29 protein-coding genes and 2 pseudogenes are annotated in these 25,712 nt (G+C 56.8%); 12 read left to right on the forward strand and 19 right to left on the reverse strand.

Annotated features, from left to right (window positions below; genetic code table 11):
- Nucleotides 1–51: 51 nt before the first annotated feature.
- Nucleotides 52–810, reverse strand: a complete 759-nt coding sequence (locus AACY11_RS07410) for an ArsR/SmtB family transcription factor (protein ID WP_339494255.1) — start codon at nt 808–810, stop codon at nt 52–54.
- A 78-nt stretch (nt 811–888) separates the two neighbouring features.
- Here AACY11_RS07410 and AACY11_RS07415 point away from each other — a divergent pair, with 78 nt between their 5' ends.
- Entirely contained in the window at nt 889–1,998 is a 1,110-nt protein-coding gene (locus tag AACY11_RS07415) for a cytochrome P450 (RefSeq protein WP_339466373.1), read from the forward strand.
- A 45-nt stretch (nt 1,999–2,043) separates the two neighbouring features.
- Here the strand turns inward: AACY11_RS07415 and AACY11_RS07420 are convergent.
- The 3 genes and pseudogenes from AACY11_RS07420 to AACY11_RS07430 form a co-directional block, all read right to left on the reverse strand.
- A pseudogene (locus AACY11_RS07420) lies at nt 2,044–2,163 on the reverse strand (cation transporter); the annotation flags it as partial.
- Between the two features lie 30 nt (nt 2,164–2,193).
- Nucleotides 2,194–3,462, reverse strand: coding sequence for an Nramp family divalent metal transporter (locus AACY11_RS07425; RefSeq protein WP_339466382.1), 1,269 nt, complete (start codon nt 3,460–3,462; stop codon nt 2,194–2,196).
- Between the two features lie 113 nt (nt 3,463–3,575).
- A complete protein-coding gene (locus AACY11_RS07430) occupies nt 3,576–4,115 on the reverse strand; it encodes a chalcone isomerase family protein (RefSeq protein WP_339434219.1) in 540 nt (179 codons plus the stop codon).
- Nucleotides 4,116–4,260: 145 nt separating this feature from the next.
- Between AACY11_RS07430 and AACY11_RS07435 the strand changes: the two genes are divergently transcribed.
- Entirely contained in the window at nt 4,261–5,034 is a 774-nt protein-coding gene (locus tag AACY11_RS07435) for a hypothetical protein (RefSeq protein WP_339434220.1), read from the forward strand.
- An 84-nt stretch (nt 5,035–5,118) separates the two neighbouring features.
- Nucleotides 5,119–5,682 (forward strand): hypothetical protein, encoded by a 564-nt coding sequence (locus AACY11_RS07440; protein WP_221733624.1) that lies wholly within the window; start codon nt 5,119–5,121, stop codon nt 5,680–5,682.
- On the opposite strand, the gene AACY11_RS07445 is transcribed toward AACY11_RS07440, so the two are convergent.
- From AACY11_RS07445 to AACY11_RS07460, 4 genes are all read right to left on the reverse strand, one after another.
- The gene (locus AACY11_RS07445) at nt 5,672–6,388 is read right to left on the reverse strand and encodes an alpha/beta hydrolase (protein ID WP_339494256.1); all 717 of its coding nucleotides are present in this window, start codon (nt 6,386–6,388) and stop codon (nt 5,672–5,674) included. The two genes, AACY11_RS07440 and AACY11_RS07445, sit on opposite strands and share 11 nt — an antisense overlap.
- Before the next feature lie 182 nt (nt 6,389–6,570).
- Entirely contained in the window at nt 6,571–7,683 is a 1,113-nt protein-coding gene (locus AACY11_RS07450) for a succinylglutamate desuccinylase/aspartoacylase family protein (RefSeq protein WP_339434222.1), read from the reverse strand.
- A 196-nt stretch (nt 7,684–7,879) separates the two neighbouring features.
- Nucleotides 7,880–8,659: an ABC transporter substrate-binding protein gene (locus AACY11_RS07455; RefSeq protein ID WP_221733627.1), complete on the reverse strand. Its 780-nt coding sequence runs from the start codon at nt 8,657–8,659 to the stop codon at nt 7,880–7,882.
- Nucleotides 8,660–8,903: 244 nt separating this feature from the next.
- Nucleotides 8,904–9,332 (reverse strand): rhodanese-like domain-containing protein, encoded by a 429-nt coding sequence (locus AACY11_RS07460; protein WP_339434224.1) that lies wholly within the window; start codon nt 9,330–9,332, stop codon nt 8,904–8,906.
- Nucleotides 9,333–9,434: 102 nt separating this feature from the next.
- Here AACY11_RS07460 and ftrA point away from each other — a divergent pair, with 102 nt between their 5' ends.
- On the forward strand, nt 9,435–10,409 hold the full coding sequence (gene ftrA, locus AACY11_RS07465; protein ID WP_339434225.1) for a transcriptional regulator FtrA: 975 nt from the start codon (nt 9,435–9,437) through the stop codon (nt 10,407–10,409).
- A 561-nt stretch (nt 10,410–10,970) separates the two neighbouring features.
- On the opposite strand, the gene AACY11_RS07470 is transcribed toward ftrA, so the two are convergent.
- Nucleotides 10,971–11,330 (reverse strand): DUF6124 family protein, encoded by a 360-nt coding sequence (locus AACY11_RS07470; RefSeq protein WP_221733524.1) that lies wholly within the window; start codon nt 11,328–11,330, stop codon nt 10,971–10,973.
- Nucleotides 11,331–11,772: 442 nt separating this feature from the next.
- On the opposite strand from AACY11_RS07470, the pseudogene AACY11_RS07475 reads away from it, so the two are divergent.
- A pseudogene (locus tag AACY11_RS07475) lies at nt 11,773–11,952 on the forward strand (IS256 family transposase); the annotation flags it as partial.
- A 183-nt stretch (nt 11,953–12,135) separates the two neighbouring features.
- Complete coding sequence (locus tag AACY11_RS07480) at nt 12,136–12,642, forward strand: AAA family ATPase (protein ID WP_339433089.1); 507 nt, start codon at nt 12,136–12,138, stop codon at nt 12,640–12,642.
- 306 nt (nt 12,643–12,948) lie between these two features.
- Here AACY11_RS07480 and AACY11_RS07485 read toward each other — a convergent pair whose 3' ends face one another.
- From AACY11_RS07485 to AACY11_RS07515, 6 genes are all read right to left on the reverse strand, one after another.
- Complete coding sequence (locus AACY11_RS07485) at nt 12,949–13,479, reverse strand: hypothetical protein (protein WP_339494259.1); 531 nt, start codon at nt 13,477–13,479, stop codon at nt 12,949–12,951.
- The gene (locus AACY11_RS07490; protein ID WP_339494261.1) at nt 13,451–13,996 is read right to left on the reverse strand and encodes a hypothetical protein; all 546 of its coding nucleotides are present in this window, start codon (nt 13,994–13,996) and stop codon (nt 13,451–13,453) included. The genes AACY11_RS07485 and AACY11_RS07490 overlap by 29 nt, the downstream gene beginning before the upstream one ends.
- A 725-nt stretch (nt 13,997–14,721) precedes the next feature.
- Nucleotides 14,722–15,012 carry a hypothetical protein gene (locus tag AACY11_RS07500; protein ID WP_339494263.1) on the reverse strand — a complete coding sequence of 97 codons (291 nt, stop codon included), beginning with the start codon at nt 15,010–15,012 and terminating at the stop codon, nt 14,722–14,724.
- Nucleotides 14,993–15,796, reverse strand: a complete 804-nt coding sequence (locus AACY11_RS07505; RefSeq protein WP_339494264.1) for a hypothetical protein — start codon at nt 15,794–15,796, stop codon at nt 14,993–14,995. The genes AACY11_RS07500 and AACY11_RS07505 overlap by 20 nt, the downstream gene beginning before the upstream one ends.
- Before the next feature lie 21 nt (nt 15,797–15,817).
- Nucleotides 15,818–17,017 (reverse strand): PHP domain-containing protein, encoded by a 1,200-nt coding sequence (locus AACY11_RS07510; RefSeq protein ID WP_339494265.1) that lies wholly within the window; start codon nt 17,015–17,017, stop codon nt 15,818–15,820.
- Nucleotides 17,018–17,877: 860 nt separating this feature from the next.
- The gene (locus tag AACY11_RS07515) at nt 17,878–18,309 is read right to left on the reverse strand and encodes a type II secretion system protein N (protein ID WP_339434168.1); all 432 of its coding nucleotides are present in this window, start codon (nt 18,307–18,309) and stop codon (nt 17,878–17,880) included.
- A 120-nt stretch (nt 18,310–18,429) separates the two neighbouring features.
- On the opposite strand from AACY11_RS07515, the gene gspH reads away from it, so the two are divergent.
- Nucleotides 18,430–18,876: a type II secretion system minor pseudopilin GspH gene (gene gspH / locus AACY11_RS07520; RefSeq protein WP_339494266.1), complete on the forward strand. Its 447-nt coding sequence runs from the start codon at nt 18,430–18,432 to the stop codon at nt 18,874–18,876.
- The gene (locus tag AACY11_RS07525) at nt 18,873–19,481 is read left to right on the forward strand and encodes a prepilin-type N-terminal cleavage/methylation domain-containing protein (protein ID WP_339434166.1); all 609 of its coding nucleotides are present in this window, start codon (nt 18,873–18,875) and stop codon (nt 19,479–19,481) included. Before gspH ends, AACY11_RS07525 begins: the two co-directional genes overlap by 4 nt.
- A 361-nt stretch (nt 19,482–19,842) precedes the next feature.
- Here AACY11_RS07525 and AACY11_RS07530 read toward each other — a convergent pair whose 3' ends face one another.
- The 3 genes from AACY11_RS07530 to AACY11_RS07540 are packed head-to-tail and all read right to left on the reverse strand — an operon-like array spanning nt 19,843 to nt 22,026.
- A complete protein-coding gene (locus tag AACY11_RS07530; protein WP_339494267.1) occupies nt 19,843–20,781 on the reverse strand; it encodes a FecR family protein in 939 nt (312 codons plus the stop codon).
- A 31-nt stretch (nt 20,782–20,812) separates the two neighbouring features.
- On the reverse strand, nt 20,813–21,364 hold the full coding sequence (locus tag AACY11_RS07535) for an RNA polymerase sigma factor (RefSeq protein WP_339434164.1): 552 nt from the start codon (nt 21,362–21,364) through the stop codon (nt 20,813–20,815).
- Nucleotides 21,361–22,026, reverse strand: coding sequence for a secretin and TonB N-terminal domain-containing protein (locus AACY11_RS07540; protein ID WP_339494269.1), 666 nt, complete (start codon nt 22,024–22,026; stop codon nt 21,361–21,363). The genes AACY11_RS07535 and AACY11_RS07540 overlap by 4 nt, the downstream gene beginning before the upstream one ends.
- Nucleotides 22,027–22,233: 207 nt before the next feature.
- Between AACY11_RS07540 and AACY11_RS07545 the strand changes: the two genes are divergently transcribed.
- Nucleotides 22,234–22,548, forward strand: coding sequence for a hypothetical protein (locus tag AACY11_RS07545; protein ID WP_339434162.1), 315 nt, complete (start codon nt 22,234–22,236; stop codon nt 22,546–22,548).
- 7 nt (nt 22,549–22,555) lie between these two features.
- Here AACY11_RS07545 and AACY11_RS07550 read toward each other — a convergent pair whose 3' ends face one another.
- Nucleotides 22,556–22,996, reverse strand: a complete 441-nt coding sequence (locus tag AACY11_RS07550) for a carboxymuconolactone decarboxylase family protein (RefSeq protein ID WP_339434161.1) — start codon at nt 22,994–22,996, stop codon at nt 22,556–22,558.
- A 236-nt stretch (nt 22,997–23,232) separates the two neighbouring features.
- Here AACY11_RS07550 and pdxR point away from each other — a divergent pair, with 236 nt between their 5' ends.
- The 3 genes from pdxR (at nt 23,233) to AACY11_RS07565 (ending at nt 25,694) form a co-directional block, all read left to right on the forward strand.
- Nucleotides 23,233–24,666 (forward strand): MocR-like pyridoxine biosynthesis transcription factor PdxR, encoded by a 1,434-nt coding sequence (gene pdxR / locus AACY11_RS07555; RefSeq protein ID WP_339434160.1) that lies wholly within the window; start codon nt 23,233–23,235, stop codon nt 24,664–24,666.
- A gap of 123 nt (nt 24,667–24,789) precedes the next feature.
- Nucleotides 24,790–25,083: a putative quinol monooxygenase gene (locus AACY11_RS07560; RefSeq protein WP_123533564.1), complete on the forward strand. Its 294-nt coding sequence runs from the start codon at nt 24,790–24,792 to the stop codon at nt 25,081–25,083.
- 209 nt (nt 25,084–25,292) lie between these two features.
- Nucleotides 25,293–25,694, forward strand: a complete 402-nt coding sequence (locus AACY11_RS07565) for a cupin domain-containing protein (RefSeq protein WP_339434159.1) — start codon at nt 25,293–25,295, stop codon at nt 25,692–25,694.
- The last annotated feature ends 18 nt before the right edge of the window (nt 25,695–25,712 follow it).

The raw sequence follows: 25,712 nt of genomic DNA on the forward strand, positions 1-25,712 counted from the left end.
ATCGAGTCTATTGGATTGGCACAAGGTGCAAAGCAGATCAAACGCTCGCCGCTAAAGGGGAACGCCATGATCGGCAGGCGTTGCCACGGACGGCGATGTTTTAAGCCTTGCTTGCGCCGCCAATTGGATACCGAACCGCGAGCTGAGCGCTCTGTGCCCCGCCGCTGTCAGCGCCAATGCCCGACTGTCCAGATCCTGCGTCACCCATTTGCGCTCCAACGCGGTTTGCAGCAGTGCAGCGCCCAGCGCCCCCCCTAGGTGTGGCCGGCGCATGCTCCAATCCAGGCACGGGCAGGCAAACTTGCGGCGCAGTGCATTCAAGTCCTGCACTTCAATACCCAACCCTGCAAATAACGCCGCGCCACTGTCACTCAAGCGATACGCCTGCTCGTCGGTTTCCACCAGCCACCCGGCATCGATCAAACGGTCATGCAGCAACACCGCCAACGTTCCGGCCATGTGGTCGTAACAGGTGCGGGCAAATTGCAGGCGATCCGGCGTGTGCGGCTTGAAGGTCGGCGCGGCGCTCTGGCCGATCACCATCAGGGCTTCCAGCGCCTGGGCGACGCGTTTGTCGGCGAGGCTGTAATAACGATGGCGGCCCTGCACATGCAGACGCACCAACGCCAGATCCTTCAGTTTGCTCAGGTGCGCGCTGGCGGTGGACGCACTGACTTCGCCGATAGCCGCCAGCTCCGTGCTGGTGCGGGCGTGACCGTCCATCAGCGCGCAGAGGATTTTCGTCCGGGTCGGTTCCGCGATGGCGGCGGCCACTTGCGAGACGCCGATGTCTTGATGTTCTGCGTGCATATTTCGCTCCCCGACGAATCATCGCCGTTACAGACTGGAGATAGTAGCAACACTTTCCTCTCCGACAAGGCTACGAACATGGACCCGATCGTCGCGGCGACGCATGCCGACCCCTACCCGTATTACGAAACACTGCGCGCCGAGGGAGGGCTGATGTTTCACCCCGAACTGAAATTGTGGGTCGCCAGCACGGCCCGTGCGGTTTGTGCGGTTCTGGCTCATCCCGACTGCCGGGTGCGTCCGGTGCAGGAGCCGGTGCCCAAAGCGATCGCCGAGGGCATGGCCGGTAAAGTCTTCGGTCAGTTGATGCGAATGAACGAAGACGAACACCAGCGCTGTCCACGTTCGGCCATCGAGCCGGCATTGACGCTGATCGACAGCGATGAAGTTCAGGCGTTGGTGAGCGCACGCCTGATCTGCGCGAACGCCGATGGCGTGCATAAAGCCATGTTCAGGGGGCCGGTCTGTGTGGTCGCGGTGTTGCTCGGGTTCGCCCCCGCACAGGCTCGGGCAATCAGTGAGTTGACCGGGGATTTTGTCGCGTGCCTGTCACCGTTGAGCAATGACGTGCAACTGGCGGCCGCCCACGCAGCGGCGCAGCAGTTGCACGGATATTTCACCGAGTTGCTCGCCGGCCCGCGGGAGCAAACGACTTTGCTGGCCGGCATCACGCAGCGATTCGAGGGGAGCGAGCAAACCCTGATCGCCAACCTGATCGGTCTCTGCTCACAGACGTTTGAAGCGTGCGCAGGATTGATCGGCAATGCGCTGGTGGCTTTGCGGCGAGCGCCAGCGCTACGCACAGCCTCCATTGAGGCGCTACTGGCTGAAGTGCAGCGCTTCGACCCTGCGGTGCAGAACACCCGGCGATTTGTCGCAACCTCCTGCGACATCGACGGGGTTCGCCTTGAGGCGGGCCAGGTGATTGTGCTGCTACTGGCCTCGGCCAACCGTGATCCTGCACTCAATGAAAACCCCGACCGGTTTGCACTGGATCGCCCCAACCGCCGCAGTTTCAGTTTTGGCAGCGGTCGCCATCAGTGTCCGGGGCAAGCGCTGGCGATGACGATTGCCAGCGCAACGGTCAAGGCAATCGTCGATCTCGGCATCGATCTTGATCGCCTGAGCTGGCACTACCGCCCTTCTCTTAACGGGCGCATTCCACTGTTCAGCGAGGTACAGCGTTAGGCGCGGTGCAATTCGATGGTCAGGTGCGATAGCTCATGCACCGGGCTCATCGGTGGCGTCGAGCAATACGGCAGCGCTGTCACGCATCAGGTTGTAGGCCCATTTGGCGATGACAATGGCGCCGACAATACCCAGGGCCGGGTCCAGCCACACCCAGCCGACGAAGGTGTGCGAATAGATTAGTCAGTCAGTCGCTCAGACCGCCAATTGCAAAATCAACCAGCTATTGGCCCCGCTGATCAGCACAAACAAGCCCCACGCCAGCACGCGAGTCGGCCAACGGTTCACGAATGGCCCCATCAGTTGCTTGTCGTTGGTCATGCGAATCAGCGGATACAAGGCAAACGGCAGTTGCAGGCTCAACACCACCTGGCTGAGCACCAGCAATTTGCCCACTGCGCCGTCACCCATGAGCCAAACACCGATGAATGCCGGAATCAACGCCAGCCCTCGGGTAATCAGCCGCCGTTGCCAGCAGGGAATCCGCAGATTCAGGTAACCCTCCATGATCACCTGGCCGGCGATGGTGCCGGTAAAGGTCGAGCTCTGCCCGGACGCGAGCAACGCCACACCGAACAGCACGCTGGCCAGCGCGCCGCCCACCAGTGGGTCCAGCAGGTGATAGGCATCCTGAATCTCTACCACGTCGGTATGACCGGACTGGTGAAAAGCGGCCGCCGCGAGGATCAGAATTGCCGCGTTGACCAGTAACGCCAGCGCCAGCGAACCGATGGTGTCGATGCGCGCGAGTTTCACCGCGTCCTGTTTGCTCGCCAGATCCTTACCGATCATCCGTGTCTGCACGATGGAGGTGTGCAAATAAAGGTTATGGGGCATGACGGTGGCGCCCAGAATGCCGATCGCCAGGTACAACGGCGCGGCATCGCTGATGGCGGCCAGTGACGGTTTGAAGCCCTGAGCCACGTCCGGCCAGTACGGCTTGATCAGCAACAATTCAACGAAAAAACACACGCCAATGGTGGCGACCAACACCAGCATGATCGCTTCGAGGCGGCGGAACCCGCGATTCTGCAGGGCCAACACCAGCAACGTATCGAAGGCTGTCAGCGCGATACCGAACGTCAGCGAACAACCAAGCAACAAGTGAAACGCCAGCGCGCAACCAAGGACTTCGGCAAGGTCGGTGGCAATAATCGAGATCTCCGCCAACACCCATTGCAGCCGCGCCGTCGGGGTGCTGTAGCGCTCGCGGGACAATTGCGCCAGATCGCGGCCGGTGGCGATGCCCAGGCGCGAACACAGGCATTGCACGACCATGCCTGCCAGACTCGCCAGCAGCACGACAAACAGCAGGCTGTAACCAAACCGCGAACCCGCCTCGATCGCCGTCGCCCAGTTGCCCGGATCCATATAGCCGATCGACACCAGCAAGCCAGGGCCGGCGAAGCGCAGCACGCGCTTGAAAAACGAAGCATTGGGATCTACCGCAACGCTGCCAGCCACTTCCGGCGGGCAAAACGGCGCGGTGGCGATTTTGGGCAAGCTGAATTTCACGCACACATCCAGAAACAAGTCGAAAGACGCAGCTTAGACGTTTCGCCCCCTGAGATGAAAGCTCAAGATCCGGCCACACCCAGTAGTTGCTGACGCAATTCGGGACTGCGTGTACGTGGACTCAACCAGATATCAAAAAATGCGCGGGCGAACTGTGGGTCGTCGATTTCGTGCTGCAACTGTTGGCCAACAAAAAACCGCGCCCCCTGCCCCGGCAAATAAACCCCGGTGATGCGGGTGCCTGCACGGACGTCGACGAACGCCTGCTGCATTTGCGTCTGCCAGACGGCCAGTTGCGCCGGGCTGATCGAAGAACCCGCCAGACGTTTGATTTCATCCACACTGGCCTCGACCAGATCGTCGCGAGAAATCCTGCGCAGGTAGATCAACTCCAGCGCAAAGGGCTGCCCCTCCACCAGCGGTTGGGCGGCGCTCCACAGCCGCGCGTTATAAACGTCGAAACCGAACACACTGAAATCGCCGGTGCCGATGATTCTGGCGCCGGGCACTTCGTCCTGCCAGTTGGCCCAGGCAGGCGCCACCAGCAAGGCCCACAAGCCGATGGCGCAGCACCCACGCCAGACATTCTGTGTTCTGCTCATCACGTCATCGACTCCGGTAAACCCTGATAGACAAAGCATAGCCTGTATGCCTTCGGCATTTTGTATACAACAAAGCCTCACATATGCGGCAATCCGTTGACAGCGATGCTACCGTGACCGCCTCTCACCCGACGGAGACACCTGCGTGCTGATCCTCAAGTTGCTGTTGATTCCCGGTTTTCTGCTGCTGATATCTTTGGCGGGTAAACACTGGGGGCCAAGCGTGGCCGGGTGGCTGTCGGGGTTGCCGGTGGTCGTTGGGCCGATCCTGTTTTTCCTCGCCATCGAACAGGGCCCAGCGTTTGCCGCGCAATCAGCGGTGGCCGCGTTGTCAGCGATGTTCGCGATGATTGCGTTCTGCATCACCTACGCGCAGGTCGCGCAACGGGCCAACTGGCCTTGGGCGTTGAGCATTTCCCTGGCGGTCTGGGCTTTGCTGGCACTGGTACTGTCACGGATTCCCGCGTCTCTGCCGTTTTCGGTGCTGGCGGCGGCGGTTGCCCTACTGGCGGCGCCCTACCTGTTTCCCAACGTGCAGCCGCCGCTCAGCAGTCCGGTTCCGAAGTCGGACAGATTGATCTGGCGGATGATCGCCGGCGCTGCCCTGACGCTGGTGGTGACCATGCTCGCAAGCACCGTCGGCGAACGCTGGAGCGGCCTGCTTGCGGTGTTCCCGGTGCTTGGCAGTGTGATGGCGGTGTTTTCCCAGCAAACCCGCGGCCCTGAATTTACCGCCGCACTGCTACGGGCGACCGCGACGGGAATGTATTCGTTCTCGGCGTTTTGTCTGGTCTCGGCACTGACATTGCCGACCCTGGGCCTTGGTGGATTTGCCTTGGGAGTGGCGGTGTCGGTGGCGATGCTGGGCGTCACCAGGCGGCTATTGGCCCGCCCCGCCCCCAGGCAACAGACGCAATAACCCGTCAGACGAATCGCGCTGGAATGCCCTGCATGCTCCGTGGGATGATCGCCCGCCTCGCGCGACCATTCACCGGAGATTCCCATGTCATTGCTGAGCAAAAAAGCCGTCGTCCTGTTAGTCGCGGCTGTCGCCGGTCTAGGCGCCATCAACGCTCAAGCGGCCAAGCCCAAGGAAAAAGCCGCCACCGAGAAGGTCTCGATGCTGGGTGGCAAGTTCACCTTCGTGCTGCCCAAAGGCTTCGTTGCCGACCCGCTACCCGCTAGCCCGACCGGCGCCAAGGGCACCATGTACACCAACCAGGCGACTAAAACCGTGGTCATCGCCGCCGAAAACCAGATTCCCGAAGGCAACAACGTCAAGGACAACGACAGCGAGTTCCTCGACGGTAGCGTCTCTGACTTCATCGACGCCCAGCGCAAAGCCTTGCCGGACTTCAACAAACTCAGCGAAAAAAGCCTGACCCGCAAAGGCACTGGTCTGGGCCTGCGTCAGGTCGACAGCACCGCCACCCAGGGCGGCGGCCAGACGCTCAACACCACGTTGATGGCCGGTTCCGGTACGAAGATGGCACTGGTCCAGGTGATCTCGCGGGTCAGCGACAAGCAAGGTCACGATGCACTGGTGAAAACCATCCTCAAGGATTGAGTTGCTGCAACCAGCCATTCAGATCCCGCAACTCGGCCGCGCTGATGCTGTGGCCGACCCCGGGATAAGCGTGAAACTGCGGTGTGTATTTGAGCTTGTGTAGCCGTTCGTTGGCGCCAGTGCCGTCGCGATACGGCACGCGATCATCGGCGGTGCCATGGCCGATGAAGATGCTCAGCGGCAGCGGTTGTTGTTCAGGCTTGAGTTCGGCTTTCAACACCGGCAATAAACGCCCGCTCAACGCCGCGATGCCGCCCACGGCCACGGGTGGGCGCAGCCCCACCTCGTAGGTCATCATGGCGCCCTGACTGAAACCGATCAGGTACACCTTGTCCGACGTGGTGTGATATTTCTTCGCCGCTTGCGCGACAAAGTCCCTCAGCTTCTGACTGCTGACCTTCAGATCATCAGTCTCACCGTTGTAGGCCCCTTCGCCTTTTTTGCGAAACCACTGGAATCGCCCTTCACCCAACGCCAACGGAGCCTGCACGGAGAGGTAGTTGTACTGCGCCGGCAGCTGGAATTTCATGCCGATCAGATCGGCCTCGTTACTGCCGTAGCCGTGCAGGAAAATCACCAGCGGACGCGGATCGGCGTCTGGGTGAACCTGTTCGATGTACTTGAGCGGCAGATCGCTTTGCAGGGTGGTTTGAGCTTGAACAGCGCTGGACGCCAGCAGGGTCAACAGAGCAAACACCTTCAACATACGTTTTCCTCCACTGGGTGCAGGGTTTGGGGTGAGCCTAACACCCTGAAACGAGGATCCAAATGACGGGGATTGCTGATGCCGCCTTCGCTGACAAGCCACACACAATAATCTGTGCCGTTCACAAAACCCGTGGGAGCGGGCTTGCCCGCGAAGGAGCCTCTGAACACAGCAAAAATCTGTCAGTCGTTCGTCAGTTTGCCCGTGCGAAACGGCACCCGCCCCGCCACTTTCGCCTGCCAGATACCCGGCTCGGTATAGCGCCCACGATCAATCGCAAACAACACCCCGCTGGTGCCGGCGTGGATCGTGGTCACGCGATCCTGAAGCGGATCAACCACCTCAAACAACGCATCGCCCTTCTCTACCCACTCGCCCGCATTGCGCAGGAAACTCACCACACCATGGTGCGGCGCGAACAAATATTCGGTGCCTTCGAACGGCATCCCCTCACAGCACTCTTTCGGCGCTGCCGGCCATTCGCCGCTGATGAACCCTTGCTCGGCGAGAAACCCGAGAATCGCCTCGCAATTGGCCTGAGCCTGATCGACACGCGTATCGCCCATGCTGCCCAGCTCCAGCGTTGTAGCGAGGTTGGCCGGTGGAATCGCCGCGTCGGGGAACGCCCGCGCCAGGCGCAGCCACGGCGTCGAGCAGGACTCATCGAACGAGCTGCCGCCAGAGTCCTCACACAGCAACGCCACGCCAGCCTTCAACCGCGCCGCCAGCGATTGCCACTGCGGCCAGTGTTGCGGCAGCGCGTAGAGGTGAATCGAGGCTTCAAAATCGCAATGCAGGTCGAGGGTGATGTCGGCATCACAGGCATGGCGCAACAACAAACGGTGCAGCGCTTCCAGTGGCGAGGCCGGTGCCGGCAGGTCATCGAAAACCTGGCCCATGGCTTGGCGAATCAGCGCGATGTTGGCGTCAGCATCGGCGCCCAATTGATCACCGATCAACGCCGCCACCGGGGCGCTGAGTTCAACGAAGGCACGGTTGAAATTCTTGCCGCTGCCCAGTTCGAAACGGCCCATGTGCGCGCCTTGCAGGTGTTGATCCAGGCCGATCGGGTTGGCCACCGGCACCAGCTCAACCACACCTTGCAAACGGCCTTGGGCTTCGAGTTCATTCAGACGTTGTTTGAGCTCCCACGCGGTGCGCATGCCTGGCAGTTCATCGGCGTGCAGGCTGGCCTGAATGTAAACCTTGCGGGTGCCGGCGCCGTAACGAAACACGCTGAGGGAACGTTCGCTGCCCAGGTGGCTCCAGGGCAGAACATGGTCGATGCGTTGCATGGGTAACTCCTGAGTAACGGATCACTGAGATCCCCTGTGGGAGCGGGCTTGCTCGCCAATACGGTGTATCAGCCCACGAAACGGTTGAATGTCAAACCGTATTGGCGAGCAAGCCCGCTCCCACAACGTTCTCGTGTTGATCAGAGCGTAAAAAAAGTGGCCACCGCGTTAACGGGGCCACTTTTTCTACAGCGTATTAATGGCCGTACACGTCAAAGTCGAAGTACTTGTCCTGCACTTGCTTGTACTTGCCGTTGGCGCGGATTTCGGTGATGGCCTTGTTGAATTGCTCAGCCAGCGCGGTATCGCCCTTGCGCACTGCAATACCGGCGCCGCCGCCAAAGTATTTGGCGTCTTCATAGGTCGGGCCGACGAATTCAAAGCCTTTGCCGGCGTCGGTTTTCAGGAAACCGTCGCTCAGGTTGACCGAGTCGGCCAGCATCGCGTCGAGGCGACCGGAGACCATATCGAGGTTGGCTTCCTGCTGCGAGCCGTAGCGCACCAGATCAATCCCGGCCGGGACCAGCACTTCGGTGGCGTAGCGGTCGTGGGTACTGGCACGCAGTACGCCGACTTTTTTGCCTTTGAGTTCGGTCAGCGGGTCTTTGACACCCGAACCTTCCTTCATCACGAAACGTGCAGGCGTGTGGTAGTACTTGATGGTGAAATCGACGTTTTTCTTGCGATCGTCAGTGATGGTCATCGAGGACAGGATCGCGTCGATTTTTTTCACTTTCAGCGCCGGGATCAGGCCGTCGAATTCCTGCTCGACCCAGGTACATTTGACTTTCATCTGCTCACACAGCGCATCGCCGATATCCACGTCGAAGCCGGCGAGTTTGCCGTCAGGGGTTTTCATCGAGAATGGCGGGTAACCGGCTTCGATACCGATGCGGATCGGCTTGGCGTCTTCGGCCACAGCGGTCAGGGACAACATCGACAGTGCCAGGGCACCAAACATCACTAGCTTCTTCATTTATAACTCCTGTGTGCGGAGGCTTTTATTGGCAGCTTCGATTCAACGTTCGGTCATGGCCAGTTAACGGCAAAAAACCGAAGTGGCCGGCAGTCTATGGCGGCGCGCACAGGGCAAATTGTTTTTAAGCGACAAATACTTACAGAAGATCGGCGCACCGGCTGACCGGGGTCAACAGGTGCGCCGTCGTGGTGCAAAGGCTGTAGGACAAGCGCTGCTTTCGTTCAATAAACCTTGAAAAGCGTCAGCATTCGCAACCGAGTGACACTGCGGCAACAGACGAATCACTGAGCGAAAAACCCTCATCCAGCCACCCGGTCACGCCGCCGATCATTTCCTTGACCGGGTAACCCAGCGCCGCCAGTTTCACCGCTGCCTTGTTGGCGCCGTTGCAATGTGGGCCCGCGCAATAGACCACGAACAGCGTGTTTTTCGAGTAACTCGCCAAACCTTCAGCCGTCAGCAAACGCCCCGGCATATTGATCGCGCCCGGCACATGGCCACGCTCGAAAGCCAGCGGTCCACGCACATCGACCAACACAAAGTCGACCTCACCGGCCTCTTGGCTGCTGAATACGTCGGAACAATCGGTTTCGAAGGTCAGACGGTTGCTGAAATGCATCAGGGCAATCGCCGAGGGAGCGGCAGGAATTTCGCGAACAAGGCTGGGCATCGGGTATTGCTCCTTCATCTGATCGGGTATGAACAGACTTTATCGAGCCGCAGCCTGCCGCTACAGTGGCGGACAAGACACTCATCGGGAATTTTCCGCCAAATGCCAACATCACCAGGTCTGGTCGCGATTCTGGCCTACGACGGCCTCTGCACTTTCGAGTTCGGCATCGCCGTGGAGATCTTCGGTCTGGCCCGGCCGGAGTTCGATTTTCCTTGGTACGAGCATGCGATTGCTGCGGTCGATCAAGGGCCGATGCGCGCCATGGGCGGGATTCAGGTGTTGGCCGACGGCGGTCTGGAACTGCTGGCCGAGGCCCGCACCATCATCATTCCCGGCTGGCGCGACCGGAATGCGGCGGTGCCTCCAGCCTTGATCGATGCGTTACGGCAAGCCCATGAGCGTGGCGCTCGCTTGTTGTCGATTTGTTCCGGGGTATTTGTCCTGGCAGCCACCGGCCTGCTCGACGGCCACGGCGCCACCACTCATTGGCGTTACACCACGGAATTGGCGCAACGCTATCCGGCGATTGCGGTTGATCCGGATGTGCTCTACGTCGACGCCGGCCAGTTGATTACCTCGGCAGGCAGCGCAGCCGGCATCGACGCCTGCCTGCACCTGGTGGCGCGGGACTGCGGCACTCAAGTCGCCAACTCAGTGGCGCGACGCCTGGTGATGTCGCCGCAGCGTACCGGCGGGCAGGCGCAGTTCATTCCAACCCCGGTGAGCGCGACGCCGCGCAATGACCTGTCGCGGGTGATGCAGTGGGCGCGCGAGCGCTTGCATGAACCGCTGGAGGTGCGCGATCTGGCCAGTGAAGCGGCGATGAGTGAGCGCACGTTTTTGCGGCGCTTCAGCGAGGCCAGCGGTCAGACGCCCAAAGCGTGGTTGCAGCATGAACGCCTGGCCCGGGCGCGAGAGTTGCTGGAAAGCACCGATCAGCACACCGAACAGATTGCCGAACGCTGTGGTTATCGGTCGGTGGAGAGTTTCCGGGTGGCGTTTCGTGGCGTGGTCGGGGTGCCGCCGTCGGTGTATCGGGAGCGGTTTGGGCGTGAGGTGAAGGTCAGTTCTTGAGTGAATTTTGAAGGCCGCATCGCGAGCAGGCCCGGTAAAACACAGCATCATTTTGGCATCAGCCATGAGGCTACAGCGCCTGCGCCTTTGCCTACAACTACGCCAGAATCCGCCGGCTTGTGCGGCTTGGGGTCGCCAGTAACTTGGTTCGCGTCACTGAAGGGTCAGTGATCGGGTTTAGTCGCTCGGTGTTATCTCAAGTTCGCAAGCTGTTATTCAGTCGGGTATTTCCATGCCTGCACTCAATGGCGGCTGTGCGCAGGGCGCTTTCGAGCGCGCCGGTAAAGCTTGGGATGCCGGTCGACTAACCTGCGTATAGCTGCCACCTAATGTTTAGTCGCAGAACGGTGTCAGCCTCATTGAGGTTTCCCGGCACATGTTCAAATAAGGCGCCTCAATAACCACACGAAAACGACGCAGGACAGCACCCGACCCGCGCCCACAGCTTTCAGCGTCGTACACAACATCTGCAATCAGCATAAAACCCCGTGGGAGCGGGCTTGCCCGCGAAGGCGCCAGAATGGACACCCAATCAATCATCAGGTGATCCCGACAGCCGAATCACCCCGGCACTTGCAGATTATCCAACGCCCGATTCACCGCCAGCTCCCCGAGCATGATCAACTGCGCAATCCCCAACAACGCCCGACGCTGCGATGCCGGCAACAGACTGGCGACGTTCTGGGCGATGGTTTGGGCCGAAGCGAGTGTTTCACTGGCATCGAGCAGCAGTTCTTCATTTTTGTTGTCCGCCGTCACGGCGTACATCCCACGGTTTTTACGTGGCGGCGGCGTGGAGCCGGGCGGACAGAGGTAATGGTCGAGCGCACGGTCGGCGGCTTCGTGGAGTTTTCTGGAATCGAGGGATTCGTAAGGGGAAACCGAGTCGGTTTCGGGCGGGTTGGGTGTTGGTTTGATCATGGTGAAGCTCCTTGATTATTGGAGCCGCCACATTTCGCTGCGAAACGAAGGGAGGTGGCAGCTGTACGCAGGTTCGCAGACCGGGAATCAAGGCACCCGGCATACCCGAAGGTATCCCGCGCACAGCCGCCATAAAGCACCATTGCCGAAAATGGCAACGAGATTGGGAGCGCTGTGCGCCTTGATTGATCCGGGCTGCGAAACCCGATCGCTGATTCGTCAGCGACCGCACCACAATAGAACCCGCCCCCAAGGCGCACAAGCCGGCGGATTCTGGCGTAGCTGTAGGCAATTACGCAAGGATGTGTAGCCTGAGAGAGTGTCTGGAGATGTCTTTTTAAACGTTGGTGTTTATCGGAATCCTCATTGCGTCTCAGATCCCACGAAAGAGAGACTGTCAGAAATTTTGTGTTCGGGCATAACATGTTGAAAAGGAGCATGTATGCCGACCAAAAAGAAACCGGCCTCGGAGGCCAAACCTCAGTTTCCTTCGATCCCGAAAGAGCTGATTGATCAGTTCGTTAAAGGCCCAATGAGCGCCGAGGCGATTCAGGATGCGTCGATGGCGTTCAAAAAGGCGCTTATCGAGCGAGCCCTTGGCGCGGAGCTGGGTCCCCCCCCGAACATTGAGCCGAGAACTCGTGCCGATTTGCTTTCAAAGGGGAATGATTTACTCCAGAAAATAAAACGGTCCCCCACTTTTCAAAACAGTCGGTTGGGAACATCTGCTTTCGGCCAAAAGCGGACATTGGCTTCGGCAGGTTTTGGCCTAGACTGGGTCGACTCAATAATCGAAGGACATAGAATGCTTATTGTCTTTAGCGGCCTTCCAGGTACTGGAAAAACGACTATAGCAAGTGACCTTGCCACCAGAACAAACGCGGTGTATCTGCGGATCGATACGATTGAGCAGGCTATCCGAAACTCCGGTGCTCTGGCACAAGACGTGGGGCGGAGCGGTTATATGGTCGCTAATGAGCTTGCTCTGAGCAATCTACGTTTTGGCAGTACTGTCATAGTCGACTGTGTTAACCCAGTAATCGAAAGCCGAAACGCGTGGAGCGAGATCGCTACTCGCTCTGGTACTCCATTAGTGAATATCCAGGTGGTTTGCTCTGATAAATATGAACACCAGCGACGGGTAGATACCAGGAAGATTGATATTCCTGGCCTGTCGCCCCCTACCTGGCAATCTGTATTGGATCATGAATATGAGCCGTGGGATGACGCTCCCTTTGATATAGACACAGCCTTGACGTCCCCGGCGGAGGCAGTGGCAATGATCACTAAACGATTTTTATCCGAGGAGTAGCGCCAGCTAAAAGCTCTACGTAGCAAGGTGCAATCAGTAGACGCTTGCCGCTTTTGACCGAACGCTGGTGGTCGAGAACGGCTGCTTTCGGCCGAGGCTGTGTAAAAACTTTTCTCAGCACGACAGGCACTCAAAACTGGGCTGTAAATCGCGCTTGTACGCGAAATCCACATCTGCTGACGTGCCGATAAATTTCAGATTTAACGTAGATGCGCGCACTTCAATTTTGGCGAAGTGTTTTTACACACTCTGGGCCAAAAGCAGCCGTTCATGGTTACCGCTCCCAGTAGACGCAGGAGACAAGCGTCAGTCATTTCCATAGTCTGGTTCGTAGCTAATCTCACGCTCGTCAACTTCAACAATTTCCTCACTCAAACCGGCAGCTGAAAGCTCATCAGTGCCCACAAGGTGCAAATTGCATTGATCACAAATGAATTCAACTGGAGAATAAGTTGTCTCAACCTCTTCATAACCAGGACTCACTTCCTCCTGATCATCCGTCAGCTCTTCATAGTCTTTGTCCCCGCCCAACACTGCAGTGCATTGGCAAGCTGGACATTGGCGAGTCCAATATCGAGCGTACCTTCCACTTGTTAGGCGATAAAGATGCCACCAAGAGCGCTCCCCGGATTGAGATCTTTGATCTTCCAATGTTTTTGGAGCCCGCCTTTTGCCATCGGCGTCTTTGCTAAAATTGTCTCGCGCATGCTCAATTTTTTGCAATGCAGATTGACACTTGAGATGAGACAAATGATTTATGAGTTCTTCTTTCTCTGCAGCCGCACCGCCAATGAAATCTTCAAGATCTTTATTCGCTGCCTGCAAAATTAATCGCACTGCACTCTAATCCCTCGAATATAGTACGCCCCTCTTCTGTATGTGCAGTCATACAAGCTGGATCGAAACGAATCCACGTTCGATCAGTATTGGCTATCGTGGAATAAAAGCTTGAACGTCCATTCTTTACTGTGAAAGTTTCGCGGCGACTTGCGAGAAGTGGAAACCCTGCATCTTTGACTTTCAAAAGCTGCGTTGGGGGTGCTCCACCTCCGTTAATCGAGTGACAGCCTAAAATCAAATACCGTGGTGGTATCGGCAGATGTGATCCATCAATATGCCAAGGCTGAGCATCTGCTCCAGAAAAGCGACTTAACGAGCTTAGAGGAGCTTCATCGGCTCTCAGCGTCTTCAACGTTTCTAAAACCTTTCTATTTCGCCCGGCTACAACCGAACCTCCCATATACAAGGCGAGCTCCTGCATAGTCTGTGAAACTGACATGGAAGGTCTAGCATTTAAAGAAACATAGCCATGATTGCGAATTGCTGCATGCAGTCCATCGTAACTGTGATCCATACCTATGACTCTTATAGTGTTTCATATTCGAAAATATCAATTCCAGCGCCATCGCGGACGTATGATCATTCTCGGAATGCGTCTCCTTCTTTTGTAGTTCACTTTTCCGCATAGAGCAAATTAACTGCCAATCTGTAAGGCAGAATTCTTAAGCGTGGTGATATTCAACTGACAGAATGTGAGACTTGGTCGCCACTGAGATGCGTACACTGGAGAAGGCATTCTCTAGCGACGCAATGAAAAAATACCTTGTGCGAGGGAAGAGACGAGAGTCGGACGCCGCCCTTCTGCTGATGGTCAGTTGCAGCAGCAATCGGCCAGAAGCGAACTGCAAACTCATAAAAATCCCCCGGCTAAGCCGCGGTACTTCTTGAGATTTGATCGTGTGATGCGGTCATCGGAAACCTTCTGTCACTACTGAGAGATCGGTTAAACGAAGTGGGACAGTAAGTGTCACGTCGTCCTCATTCCGAAGAGGCGCAAGAGGGCTATCTTCGGTGCGATCCAGAACCCCCTTGGTGAGGTATTGCATGAGCTTGCGAGGCAGCGGGTGGGCCAAGATATAGGCGAAGAACTAAAATAAGTCCTAAACATGGAGCTTGCTCTTTATAGCCAGAAGATACAAACCTGTAATTTTACTGCAATGCCTCTATTGGAGTGGCGGCGCATAGCGCCGCGCTTTGTAAAAAATGAGATAACTTTGCAATGAGACAAATCTGGCGCGGTCAAGCCTTGTATTTTTCGTACTCTTCTAGATATAGTCGCTCGGACTCGTCGCGAAATTGATTTCGCCTTTGATGCAGATCTATTAGTTTACTGCTAATGCTTTTGTAAATTATTTGGTGAGCTTGGTTTTTTAGATTTTCTTCATTGTATTCATCAATTTCAAAATCGTCGGAAAGAGCTAGGTTGACGAGTGATAACAAGACAGGCTTATCAATTTTATCAATGGTTTCGTAACTTCCTTCGGCGTCTAGATAGTATCCTTGGCTGTTTTCAATTTTTAATATTTTCATATCCTGCCTTCCTTTCCATGTAAGCGGATTCGCCTGCTTCCAGAGAGTCCATGGTGACTTTAAAGTTATTAATTTTTTTACCGTCGGTTGAAATTAACTCTCTGCTCGAAGGATGTCCAGAATATCTTCTGTATATTATCTTTTCCTCTTCAAGTTCTTTGGCAGTATAGATTATGTAGTCGGCTTTGATGGATGCACCTACGACACTATTATGAGTCACAATAACTACCGGCATGCTTTTTGATATTTCTTTGAGCATCTGATTGACTTCACTCTTTAGGAAGATGTTGTCAAATGAAGACTCTGGTTCGTCGATAAGTAAATAGTCAAAGTTTTGAGCATCCTTTATTTCTTGCAATAGTCTAAATTCAGAGCGCTCTCCGCCAGAAACCTTAAAGCCATCTTTATTCAAAATTTCATACTCAATGCATGCAAAATATTTATAAAATTCTGAAGGAGTGAATGCTTCGTTTGCTTTCAAGCTGGAGAGGTATTTTGTCGGATGTGCGTAATCTCTGAATGCATCACTAAAAGCAACCTTTTGGCCGCTAACATTTTTGATTTCACCTGGACCTTGAAACGCACGTTGTTTACAGACGATCTTAAACCCTTGAAAGCTTTCTTGATATATTGTTTTCTCTTCCTGAAGCAGCTTGGCGATTTCGCTAAACTTCAGAAGTTTCTTGTGCTCGAACATGACTCGATAAAGGTCAACATCTTTGATTTGAGTTGCTGAGGTCTTTAGTTGGAGTTTGCTTTTAATCTCGCGAATAATGTCATTCACCAAGCTTTTCTTTTTTCTCTCCTAGGCTCTGGACCACAAGATGACTATTAATTCGCAGGCCAGTGCCTTTAGGGCGTTTGTATCGATATACCTGTCTATGACATCTCTAAATTCAATATTTTCTATCAACTGCCTTACTGAGCCGACAAGTTCGTTGAGCGATGTGTGTTCACCTAAATCGAATAAGGTTTCATTGAATAACGAAGCTTTGGAAAACGAATCAAATTTCTGTGCCTCTTCGGCCGATTTCATTAGAGTGTCTAAGTAATCTGCGACTCTTCGTTTGTTGGTTTCAGTATCGATGCTCAATACATCGTCTAATACCGTTTTGAAGGAAGCTAGGTGCTTGTCTGAAAAAATACTTTTCTTGCGCGTTACATCTGCATTGAATTCTTTTTCATAGTTGGCATCATCTCTTTGTACAAGAGAGAATTGAGGGATGTATTTTACGTTTTCGCAGCTATTATTTATCTGGGTTAAGGTTTCGGTTTTTCCCGAAGATCTAGCGCCAAGAATTACATTTAAGCCAGTTGAGAGACATTGCCCATCCTCAAATACTTGGAAAATTGAATTACCTTCAAGCTTTGAAAGAGACACCTTGCTCCTATCGCGCAAGGCAAACTTCAACGATTTTAATGATATATCCCCGCAATCTATGTAAGTCTGCCTTGTTGGGAATTTAGTCATCCCCACGTAAAATCGCATGTCGCTGAAGATTACTGGTGTAAGTTCGGTTTCATCTTTTGACATACGAACAAATTTTTTAGGACTGTCGACCTCACCTGCAGAGATTACATCCTTAAGTCTTTTAATAGTTTCTGCGTGAAGACTTGGCTTCTTTTCATAATGGGGGATCAGCAAATAATTGTTAAGATCACCAAAAATTCGTATCAAATCATCTACATTGATTGAGTCGCCGATTGCTACCACGTTCTTGGCTACTTCATTCGCCTTAAGTTGAAAGCCTTCAAGGTCATGGTTTTCTGAAATTAGAAGCAGGTGCCCGGCGTCTAAGTTTATCTCAATACCGGGAAAGACAGCGCAGTTTATTGCTTCACAAATTTCATTAAACTGAGCAAGATCAAAAATATCATGATTCGTTATGGCGATAGCGTCTAACTCTGCTATCTCAACATATTCTTTAAGTTTCTCTAGTGAGAATTCGAAGTATGAGTCGCTGATTGTGGAGATAGTATGCATATGGAGGTCAATTTTCTTCAATCTTCGCTCCTCAAATACAAAAAAATCCAGCTTGGTGAAATGCCTCTATCATCTGAAATTGAGGCAGTTAATTCGATTGATCAAATGACGTTGTAGCAAATTTTTTTGGCAAAAAGCCACTACCTAGAAGCTAGATGGGTGAATGCTGGTTGTCTAGTAGAACTCTCAAAAAAACGAATAATGCGTGAAGGACGCGAATTCACTTTTGCCATGGATAAAGTGATGGGATGAAGCCAGATCTAGTGACAGGCCTTCGAGAGTTCATTGCAAGGCTGGGAATATCGTTACCTGGAGAGGGCTATGCTCGTCGGGGCAGGAATGCCGTCGGTGGCTATATCACGTAGCTGAGCAGATGGAGTCAAATCAACGTGTCAATGGCCGGACGGCTAAGCTCGATACCGAGGCGCTGCGTAAACACGACGAGCAGGTGCGCCCTAGGCAGTTTGCTAACCCTTCGAGCGTCGATGTCGAAACAGCGATAAGGGCACAGATTTATTTAAAGTATTCGCAAAGTCTCGCTTTTGGCCGTCAGCAGTCGCGTGCCAATGTCCGCTTCTGGCCCAGAGTGTGTAAAAACACTTCGCCAAAATTGAAGTGCGCGCATCTACGTTAAATCTGAAATTTATCGGCACGTCAGCAGATGTGGATTTCGCGTACAAGCGCGATTTACAGCCCAGTTTTGAGTGCCTGTCGTGCTGAGAAAAGTTTTTACACAGCCTCGGCCGAAAGCCGGCATTCACGACGACCTGTTTCTGGTCGAAATCAACAACGAATACATTGTTTGCCAGTTCATTTTTTGCACAGATGCTTGAACTGACACCTGACTAAACGGCAAAAATCGCCCACTAAACCCATACAATTCAGGGCCTCGTTAGCTTCGGTAACACGGGCCCTTCCACCAACCTCTCCACCCCCAACCGCACCCTCTCCCCCCCCTGCTCAATCACCACCCCATCCCCCTCCACCGCCACCAACTTCACCCCAGGCCCAACCTTCTCCCCCTGCAAAAAACTACGCGGCGGCCCATCGTTCAGGCTCAGTATCGCCACCGCCCCCCGACTACTCGCCATCACCCCGCTCACCTTGATATCCACTGGCGCCGTTTGATTGGAAAACCACTGCAACGCCGGGCTGTCACTGCGCACCGCGAGCAATTGCGGGGCTGCCGGCGGGGTGTGGGATTCGGCGGTGGTCAGCAGCAGCGACGACCACGTCGCCACGCCAACCAGCGCGGCGAGCAGTGCCGCGGCCTGGACCATTTGCGGTGGGGATAAGCGTGCGGTGAACATCATGGGCTGAATCTCCTTTTAGTCCCTGCCCCCAGACTACGCGGCAATTCTCTCGGTTTTATTTCACACGCCTTACATGTTGGCGGTGCAGGATGATCCTCAACGCAAAGGAGCGCGCAATCGATGAACAGGCAACAGGGCTTTACCCTGATCGAGTTGATGGTGGTGCTGGTGATCATCGGTATCGCCAGTGCGGCGATCAGCCTGAGCATCAAGCCCGATCCGCTGCAATTGCTGCGCAAGGACGCCGAGCGTGTGGCGCAGTTGCTGCAGGTGGCGCAGGCCGAGGCCCGCGCTGATGGCCGGCCGATTGTTTGGGTCAGTGATGCCAAGGGTTTTCGGTTTAGTCGGCGCAGCGACAACGGCAAGGGTTTCGAGCATTTCAATGACGATGCACAACTGCGCCCGCGGCCGTGGCAGAGCCCGAAGGTGCAGGTGCGGGTCAAGCCGAAACAGAAAGTCGTGCTCAACGCTGAGTGGATCAATCCGCTGCTGCAACTGACGTTGTCCGATGGCGCCAATCAGTTGAGTGTCCTGCGCGATGTCACCGGCCGGATCAGCGTGCAATGAAAGACCAACAAGGTTTCACCCTGATTGAGGTGATGGTCGCGATTCTGCTGATGGCGGTGGTGAGTTTGATTGCCTGGCGTGGGCTCGACAGCGTGACGCGGGCTGACAGCCATTTGCAGGCCAGCAGTGAGCAGAGTGACAGCCTGTTGCGGGCGCTGAATCAGTTGCAGCGGGATGTGGACATGCGCGCGGGCATTGAATTGACTGAGCCGAAGAAAGTCGGTGTGGACGACGAGCCGCCCAGCGCCCCGCCCGCGATTACTGTGCGCAGCAGTGACAACAAGGGCTTTCGCCTGGACATCATTCGTACGGCGGCGGATCAGCCGGGGGCGTTGCAGCGGGTGCGGTGGTGGGTCAAGGGCGACACGCTGTATCGGGCGGTGGCGGCGGCGCGCAGTCGGTATCCGTTGCCGGCGCCTACTGACGGGGTTGCTGTGCTGAACGATGTGAGCGATGCACAGATTCGGGTATGGGAAACGGATAAGGGCTGGCGGCAATTGAGTGGTAATCGGCGCGAGGATCCGCAAGGGCTGGAGATTCGGTTGACTCGGCAAACGCCGCAGGGAGTGGAGAAATATCGGCAGGTGATTGGGCCGTTGGACTGACAAACGCCTGAGATCCCCTGCCCCGTCCACCCTGGAGCTGCCGCAGGCTGTGGTCTTTTGATTTTATTTTTCAGAAGCAAGATCAAAAGATCGTCCGAACGCGGCCCGCGCCTTCGGCAGCTCACACTGGGATCGGGTGTACCTGCCAAAGGCTGTCAGGCCGCCATCGCTGGCAGGCTCCCACAAGGAATTGAGTACACCCCGCACGCGGCGCATGCCGCCCCACTCAACACAATGAGCGTTAGCTCGAGTACCGCTTTTGATCTTAAAGCGCCCGTCGGCAGGCTTCGTTCCGGAATTGATCCGGGGTGGGAGCGCAGCGACCGTTTGGCGAAGCCAAACAATGTCCACCGCCCCCCCACTAGCTGAGAACGACGACCCCCCCAGGCAACTCAGTGCATTTGACGCCGTAGGCATCGCGAATCAACAACGCCACACCCGCCAGTTGATCAAGGCTAAACCGCGCCTGCACTCGACGCTGTCCAAGCTCACGGTTGAGCAGCAAAAGCATCCCCGGCCGATAGCGATTAATCTCATCAATCATCTGGCTCAGGGTCGCCCCATTAAACACCAACACCTGCTGCCGCCAATTCATCACCGCCGCCGTGTCAACGTTCTGTACCGCGCCAACCTGCCCCGCGTCATAGGTCACTTGCTGCCCCGGCTCCAGACGCAAACTGCGCCCTTCAACGTCTACTTCCACAGCACCCTCAAGGCAAGTCACACACACCTGCTGATCGGTATTGCGCAGATTGAATCGCGCCTGACTGGCCCGCAACCACCCGCCCCCCGCCTGCATCGCCAACGGTAACCGCGCGGTCTGCACTTCGACTTCACCACTGACCAGTTCAAAACCTTGCACGCCGTCATCCACGGAACGCTGATTGATGCGGGTCTGCGTGTTCAGTTCCAGGCTCACACCCTGCGCCGGTTCGAAGCGCCGCTGTTGGCCGACTTCGGTGATGTAGTCGGCACCCAGCCCTTCGAAGCCACCGGGAATCGTCCCACGTACCAGCAGGAACGCTGCCGATGCGGCAATCGCACCGCCGAGAAAGGCACGGCGACCGAAACGGCGTGGCGCCTGCATTTGCTCCACGGCGGGTTGCAGGTTGTGCCACAACACCTTGGCCTGCTCGAAAGCCTGCGCATGTTCGGCGCTGTGGGCGCACCATTGGCGCAAGGCGCGGGCGTCGGCCACGGTGGCGCGGCCGGAGGTCAGCAGGACCAGCCAGTCGCGGGCTTCGCTGTGCAGTTTCTCGGCCGCCGATGGCTCGGCAGGTGTCAGTCGAAAGATGTTCAAACGCGCAGATTCTCAACGAATTGATCGGGCACTATTCAGAAGACGGTTTTCCGGCCCCGCGACCGAACCGCTGAAACACTTTTCTTTCCAGCTTTGCAGCGCAATGCCCCAGTGCGGCTTTGATTTCCTTCTCGACCATGCGCGTGGAAATGCCGAAACGCTGGGAAATTTCCAGGTGGGGAGCCTCCTCCAGGCGCGCGGCAATGAAGATCTTGCGGCGCCGCGCCGGCAGTTCGTACAACGCGCTGAGCAGCGACTGGATTTCCTTTTGCCCGCCCACCACCCGTGCCGGGTCGAGCGCCTCGTCGCCGATTTGCAGCAACTCTTCGACTTCGCTTCCGGTGAGCAAACGCGCGTCGGCCTGGCGCCGGTCCGCAGCGATGTTCAGGGCCATGCGATACAGGTAGGCGTTGGGCCGCAAGAGGTTCGGCGGCGGCTCCATGCGGTCGACGCGCAGGTAAGTTTCGTGCAGCACGTCGTTAGCCAGATCCTCTGAGCCCAGACGCCGACGCAGGCGCACCCGAAAATCCTCGTAAGAGGTCAGGAACAGTTGGACCATCGAACCTTGTCCCGTGTCTTTCATCCCCCGGAAACTCCTTCCCCTTTGGTGCATTCCATGCGTTTCCCTGACGACTGCGGTAACAACAGCAACGTGACCGGCTGACGCAAGGCGCTGGGCGTCGGCCGGTCGATCCTGAGACTGCGAAAACTTTCTACCAGCGCGGTATCGCGCCGTACATCGCCGGTGGAGGTGACCAACCGGTTGTGTTGCACCACGCCATCGCGCCCGACCCAGACCTGCAACACCGCGCGATAACCGCCCGGACGGGTCAGCGGTGAACGGCACAGGTTGCGCTCGATCGCCGCTTGTACCGCCGTGGCGTAACTGCGGTTGACCGCGATGCTGGCGGGCGATGGCTTGTCCCCGGTCGATGGCACGTCCTCGACCTGTGCCACCTGCAAGGTGAACGCATCATCACGGGCATAGCGCGCCATCAAGCCGCTGCCGCCGAGCAAACGACGCAAGGCATCAGCGGCGGTGTACTGACCCTCAACCGCCAGCGAACGTCTGCCTCGACTCAACTGGCTGTCGACCAGCACCGCAACGCCCGTGGCGTGGCTGTATTGATCCAGTGCCCGAGCCAGATCCTGCGCCGGAATGTGCAGCGTCATGCGCAGGTCCGCCGGCACCGCGTCGGCCATTGCGTGGCTCGCCGCACAGCCAAGCAGCCACCCCAGACACATCCGGCGTACAAGCCTCGTTGAACGCTGAAGACCGCCCCTGGAACTGCCTCGCTGCACGGCTGACGTATCCCTGAAATTCGTCATCCTGAGGGCTGTTTATGAATCTGGTGTGACGGGCGCTGCAAAAAAACCATCACGGGTTTTGTATCGGCCTTGCACTAGACTCAAGCCCTAGAGCAGCCCCTTCGGGCTGGCCAGGAGGCAGGCATGAAAACACTCTGCAGAATCACCCTGGGCGGGCTGTTGCTGAGCGCATTGGTCAACGCCCAGGCCGAACAACCGCTGGGCTGCGTAGAGGTGGCGGTCGGCGGCTACAAGGCACCGAATTACGATTGCCTGACCCAGCAGATGGGCAACAACCCTGAAGGCGCCGCGGCCGCCGAGAAAAACCGTGAGGCGTTGAATGTGCCGGTGAACAAGCGGCCACCCAATCAGATGGGATTGGCGACGCCCGCCGGCACCAGCACGCGCATGGGCAATACCTTTGGCTCGTCGGTAAAACCGCAACGACCACCGAATTGAAAACGTTTCAGTCGCTGGGCGTCTGGCGAAAACTCACTGCGAGGCGATTCCAACTGTTGATGGTGGTTACGGCGATGGTCAGGTCGACCATTTCGGCTTCGTTGAACTGCTCGCGTGCCTGCTGATAAACGTCATCCGGCACATGGCTTTCGGCGAGCAGCGTCACCGCTTCGGCCCAGCCCAGCGCCGCGCGTTCGCGAGGATTGAAAAACCCGCTGTCGCGCCACACTGCAATCGCGTACAAGCGCCGATCACTCTCCCCGGCCCGCCGTGCGTCTACCGAATGCATGTCGGTGCAGAACGCGCAGCCATTGAGCTGCGAGGCGCGGATCCGGATCAGTTGCAGCAGTGGCTGCTCGATGCTGAGGCTGGCGGTCAGCGCCTCCATGGCAATCATCGCTTTCATCGCTTTGGGCGAAGCGTTGTAGTAGTCCAGGCGCGGGGACATGGCAGGTCTCGGGAAGCGCAATGATGAGTTCACGGTAAGCGCAGAGCTACCGGCGTTACAGCCCCAATTCCACGGAATATCGCTACACCAGTGAAATCCCGGCCACACACAAATCCTCCCCGCTCCCACAGCAGGACGGTGACCAATTTCGGGTTTTTGTGCTGCGCAACTATTGCCGACCACGCAACAGCGGTAATCTGGCGGGCACGCCAAATAGCCTCGGGAGCCTCGTCGGTATGGAACTTCACGTTGTGATCAACGGCCGCAAGGATCTGGCCGGTCAGTTGTATCAGCAACTGCGCGACGCCATCGAATCCGGGCGTCTGGCCGCTGGCACACAATTGCCGCCCAGCCGCTTGCTGGCCGAGCAACTGGGGATCTCGCGCAAGACCATTTCCGACACTTACGCGCAGTTGACCTACGAAAACTTCCTCACCGGCGTGATCGGTAAAGGCACCTACGTCAACGCACGCCCGGCGCAGGTCCAACGCAAGCAAAGCCACACCGAGCTGGCCAGCGCCGAGGTGATCGAGCGCTGGCGCAATCTGCCGGTGTTCCTGCGCCACCCGACGCTGGAGGGTTCGCTGCGCTACGACTTCATCGGTGGCGCCACCAGCAAGGGCCAGTTTCCCCATGACGACTGGCGCCGCTGTGTCTCTCATGCGATGCGCCAGATGGCCGGTTCAAAAGGCTTCTACAGCGTGCCCGAAGGTTTGCCGGCGTTGCGCAATGCGATTGCCCGGCACATCGCGTTTTCTCGCGGGGTGAACTGCCAGGACGAAGACATCGTGGTGTGCAACGGCGCGCAACAGGCGCTGGACCTGATCACCCGCGTGTTGATCAGCCCCGGCAGTCGGGTCGCGATGGAAGACCCGGGCTACCCGCCGGCGCGCTTGCTGTTCGGCACCCACGGCGCGGATGTGGTCGGCGTGCCCGTGGATGACGAAGGCATTGTGGTTGAGCAAATTCCGGAGGGCACGCGGCTGATCTACGTCACGCCCTCGCACCAGTTTCCCCTGAGCATGCCGATGAGTCCGGCGCGGCGCGAAGCCTTGCTGGCCCGCGCCTATGAGCTGGGCGCAATCATCATCGAAGACGACTACGACAGTGAGTTTCGCTACGAAGGTCGGCCCACCGACTCACTGTTCAGCCTCGACCAGCGCGGCATCGTCGCCTATGTCGGCACCTTCTCCAAGACCCTGCTGCCAGAGCTGCGCCTGGGTTATGCGATTCTGCCGCCAGCGATCCTCGAAGCGGTGATCCGCGCCAAACAACTCACCGACCTGCACGCCTCTACCCTGCCGCAATGGGCGCTGGCCAAGTTCATCGCCGAGGGTTGCCTGCTCAAGCATATCCGCCGCTGCCACACGATTTACGCCCAGCGCCGCGAACGGATTCTGGCGCGCATGGCCAGCGATCTGTCGCCGTGGCTTGAGGCGGTGCCACCCAGCGCCGGGTTCCACATGGCGGCGTTCTGCAAACGGCCGATCGACCTGCCGCTGGTGATCGAACTGGCGAAAAAGGTTGAAGTGGGCCTGTACTCGATCAACGGTTTCTATCATCAGCAAGCGCCGAAAAACGGTTTGTACTTTGGCTTCGGCGCCATCGAAACCCTGGACATCGATATCGCCCTCGATCGCCTGCGCGACATACTCCAGCAAGTGGCTTGAGTGATTGGCCTAACCGATTAACCGCCGATTGGTTATTGGTGATAGCGAGGTGCCGGCCTATTCTGCACAGGCGTTTTCCCTCAATGAGCAGGATTCGTCCGGCCTGATTCAGGAGTGTGAGCAATGTCCAACGAAGTGATCAACACCGTACAGGTGCAGGCCGCCGCCGGCCGCTCGGATGAACTGGGCAGGCAACTGCAGAAGATCGTCGAAACCCTGCGCGAAACGCCGGGCTGTGATTCCTATATGGTCGACCGCTGCCCCGAGGACAGCCACCGCTGGATGGTCAGTGCCCGTTGGCAGTCGGAAGCGGCGATGCAGGCGCATTTCAACCGGCCCGAGGCGCAGGGGTTTATCGACTTGATCGATAGCCGGCTGGCCAATAGCGTGGATTTCAACAGTTTCCCTATCGTTTGACCCGACGCCTTCGCGAGCAAGCCCGCCCCCACATTGGAATGCGACCCACTGTGGAAGCGGGCTTACTCGCGAAGGCGTTTGCCGCACACCGGTTTTTTCTGGCATCCCCCGGTATTGGTCACCCGATCTTCCCGAATATTGGCCGTTTGAATGCGCCACCCCGCGCACTACTGTGATCACCGACATCCCCACTTCACAGGTGATCCGCCATGAAAACCCTGCACGTCCTCGCCGCCGCCCTCGCCCTGACGATTTCCGCCTCGGCCCTGGCCCACGACTCGTCCGAGAAAGTCACTGTGCTGCAAGACCAGATGCTGAAAAACGCACCGGGTAAAAAAGCCATGATGATCGAAGTCGACTACAAGCCCGGCCAATCCTCGATTGCCCACAAACACGACGGCACCGCCATGGCCTATGTGCTGGAAGGCGAAGTGATTTCCCAGGTGAAAGGTGAACAGGCGATCACCTACAAAAAAGGCCAGTTCTGGTACGAACCGGCCGGTTCCGAACATCTGGTGTCGAAAAACGCCAGCAAAAGCAAACCAGCCAAGTTGCTGGTGTTTATGGTGCTGGCCCCGGACGAGCAAGTGCTGATCCCCCTGAAAGACTGATAGTTGTTCGGCCTGCCA

Origin of the sequence: Pseudomonas sp. RA_105y_Pfl2_P56 (genome assembly GCF_963970845.1) — a bacterium.
GTDB classification, from domain to species: Bacteria; Pseudomonadota; Gammaproteobacteria; order Pseudomonadales; family Pseudomonadaceae; genus Aquipseudomonas; species Aquipseudomonas baetica_A.